4 protein-coding genes are annotated in these 2,835 nt (G+C 41.8%); 3 read left to right on the top strand and 1 reads right to left on the bottom strand.

The window, feature by feature from the left end; translation table 11 throughout:
• The first annotated feature begins 80 nt into the window (after positions 1-80).
• The 3 genes from ACT8YW_RS22775 (at position 81) to ACT8YW_RS22765 (ending at position 2,371) form a co-directional block, all read left to right on the top strand.
• Complete coding sequence (locus tag ACT8YW_RS22775) at positions 81-950, top strand: DUF6845 domain-containing protein (RefSeq protein WP_004296841.1); 870 nt, start codon at positions 81-83, stop codon at positions 948-950.
• 151 nt (positions 951-1,101) lie between these two features.
• Complete coding sequence (locus ACT8YW_RS22770) at positions 1,102-1,905, top strand: AraC family transcriptional regulator (protein ID WP_004326035.1); 804 nt, start codon at positions 1,102-1,104, stop codon at positions 1,903-1,905.
• A 94-nt stretch (positions 1,906-1,999) separates the two neighbouring features.
• A complete protein-coding gene (locus ACT8YW_RS22765; RefSeq protein ID WP_004296844.1) occupies positions 2,000-2,371 on the top strand; it encodes a VOC family protein in 372 nt (123 codons plus the stop codon).
• Positions 2,372-2,435: 64 nt separating this feature from the next.
• Here ACT8YW_RS22765 and ACT8YW_RS22760 read toward each other — a convergent pair.
• Positions 2,436-2,835: AraC family transcriptional regulator (locus ACT8YW_RS22760; protein ID WP_444107232.1), on the bottom strand; the 400-nt coding region annotated here is incomplete at its 5' end.

Below are 2,835 nucleotides of genomic sequence, written 5' to 3'. Positions count from 1 at the left end.
TCGAATATGCATTGTTTGTCTATAACAAAAAACGATTTTTATTGTTATAGTACGAAAGACTCAATAAACTAACCATTATTATGAAGAAGAATATCTTATTATTTGGAGCACTGATAGGTGCTTTCTTATTGGTTTCCTGTTCGGGAGGAAACAAGAAACAGGCTGCGTCCTCCGTCACTCCGGAAGAATTGGATAATGCCAGTAAAGTGATAAACTATTATCATACATCGCTCATCGTGTTGAGGCATGTAGCTAATGCAAAAGACGTAAATGCGGTCTTGGGATATATGGAACAGACAGGAAAAGTTCCTGAAGTATCTCCGATAGCACCGCCTGAAGTATCTGCCAGAGACACTGCGGAATTGATGGATCCGGGAGATTACTTTAATATACAAGTCCGTCAGAATCTGAAGCAGAGTTATAGAGGACTTTTCAGTGCACGGGCGCAATTCTATGATAATTTTAATAAGTTTCTCTCTTACAAGCAGGCCAAAGAGACAGCCAAGGCTGGCAAGCTCTTGGATGAAAACTATCGGCTAAGTGTAGAAATGTCCGAATATAAACAAGTGATTTTTGATATTCTAAGCCCTCTCACGGAACAGGCTGAAAAAGAACTTCTTGCCGACGAACCGTTGAAAGATCAAATCATGGCTATGCGTAAGATGTCCGGCACTGTGCAAAGCATAATGAATCTTTATTCTCGCAAACATGTACTGGAGGGTGCTCGCATTGATGTGAAGATGGCAGAATTGAAGAAAGAACTCGAAGCTGCAAAGAAACTTCCTGCTGTCACAGGCTATGATGAAGAGCAAAAGAATTATTATAGCTTCCTGTCTTCTGTGGAATCGTTTATGAAAGATATGCAGAAAGCAAGAGACAAAGGCGCATATTCCGATGCAGATTACAATGCGATGTCGGAAGCCTACGAATATGGACTTTCCGTTATCTAAAGAATTCTTCCTCTGTTTGAATGAGTTGCAATCATGCTTCTTCAAGCAGAGGATGCTTTTTTAATTAAGTAAAGAAGTCCTTTTTTTACTATCCCCTTTTAAACAGGAGTTTTACTTTTGCATTTGGATTAAGAAATAATATCTTTGTTATATGCAATCATTTCAATTGATAAAACCCTGTTTTGCCCTGGCTCCCTATATACGGCATTACTGGATATTGCAAGACGACTCAATAGCTCCTGTCTCCGAACGGACTCTGCCTATTGGCTGTATGCAACTGGTATTCCATAAAGGGAAACAACTTCTTTTGTTGGGTGAGTCGGAGCTGCAACCCCAATCCTTTATTTCCGGACAATCGGTCGGTTTCTCGGATGTGATGTCTACAGGCAGGATAGAGATGATTACTGTTGTTTTTCAGCCTTATGCGGTAAAAGCATTGTTTCACATACCCAGTCATCTGTTCCGCGGGCAAACTGTAGATACCGATGCGATGGAAGATGTAGAACTGTCGGATTTAGTGAAACAGGTCACGGATACTTCTGATAATGCAGTTTGTATTCGGTTGATAGAGCAGTTTTTTCTTCGTCGTTTATACACTCTTCCCGAGTATAATCTCAAGCGGATGTCTGCTGTCTTTCATGAAATAAACCTCCGGCCGCAAATCAATATTTCTCATTTGTCGGAAACAGCCTGTTTGAGCAGTAAGCAGTTTGGGCGTATCTTCGCCGATTATGTCGGCACTACTCCCAAGGAATTTATTCGTATTATCCGTATGCAACGGGCGTTATCCATGCTGCAACAGGATGCTACGATTCCTTTTGTACAAGTGGCTTATGAATGTGGCTTTTCCGATCAGTCTCACATGATAAAGGAATTCAAACTCTTTTCCGGTTATACCCCTGCGGAGTATCTTTCTGTATGCGCCCCTTATTCCGATTATTTCTCTGAACTCTAAAGATGTCTCTTTTTTCCTATCGGGCTTCCTCGTGTTACCCTACTTTTGCAATGTCTTTGCAAAGGTTTAGTAGTAACTATAAAAAAGAAACGAGATGAAAAAATTAATTGCATTTTTTGAGATTCCTGCTACCGATTTCCGTCGGGCTGTCGATTTTTACGAAACTGTGTTGGGTGTGCAACTTCCGACTTTTGAATGTGAAACAGAGAAAATGGCTTGTTTCACGGAAGAAGGTGAAACCGTCGGTGCTATTTCTTATGCTTCAAATTTCGACTTTCTTCCTTCAACGCATGGCGTACTTATCCATTTCAACTGTGAGGATATTGAACAAACGTTGGAAAAAGTGCTTCTGAAAGGAGGGAAAGTTGTCATTCCCAAAACAAAGATTGAGGCAGACGATAAAGGATGGTTTGCCGTATTCACGGATAGTGAAGGAAACAGGATTGGCGTCTATGCTGAAAAATAACAGGTAGGGAAGAGGGAACAGCCTGTCTGAAAGTGACTGCTGTTCCTTCGTCTCCTTATCCGGATTATTCTACTGGAATATAGATCTCCGTCAACAACTCTTCGGGGGGAGTGTCACATGGATTGTTCAGATAGCGTTCAGCACTGGCTTCATCACGTATCGTACATTCCATTTCGGGCAGATACTTTCCGTAAATCGTATCGTACACAGCTTGCAGATTGTCATACGGGCCTTTATAAAGGAAAATAGCATAACGTCCGGCTGGGATAACCTTGAATCCCACATCACTTTTGGGGGCAACCTTTACAGGCATTACCATGCATACGTCTGTACGCAGTTTCTCGGCTGGCGTCACTTTCGGATCATCGTGGTAGATGCAAAGCGGGCTGAAATCTCCCATCGGCAGTTTTTGTTCTTTGATGAATTGGAATAAACGGCCCCAAGTGCCACCGTAATCATTCAGT

Origin of the sequence: Bacteroides sp. (assembly GCF_052357945.1) — a bacterium.
GTDB lineage: Bacteria > Bacteroidota > Bacteroidia > Bacteroidales > Bacteroidaceae > Bacteroides.
This window is presented reverse-complemented; position numbering and strand designations above follow the sequence as displayed.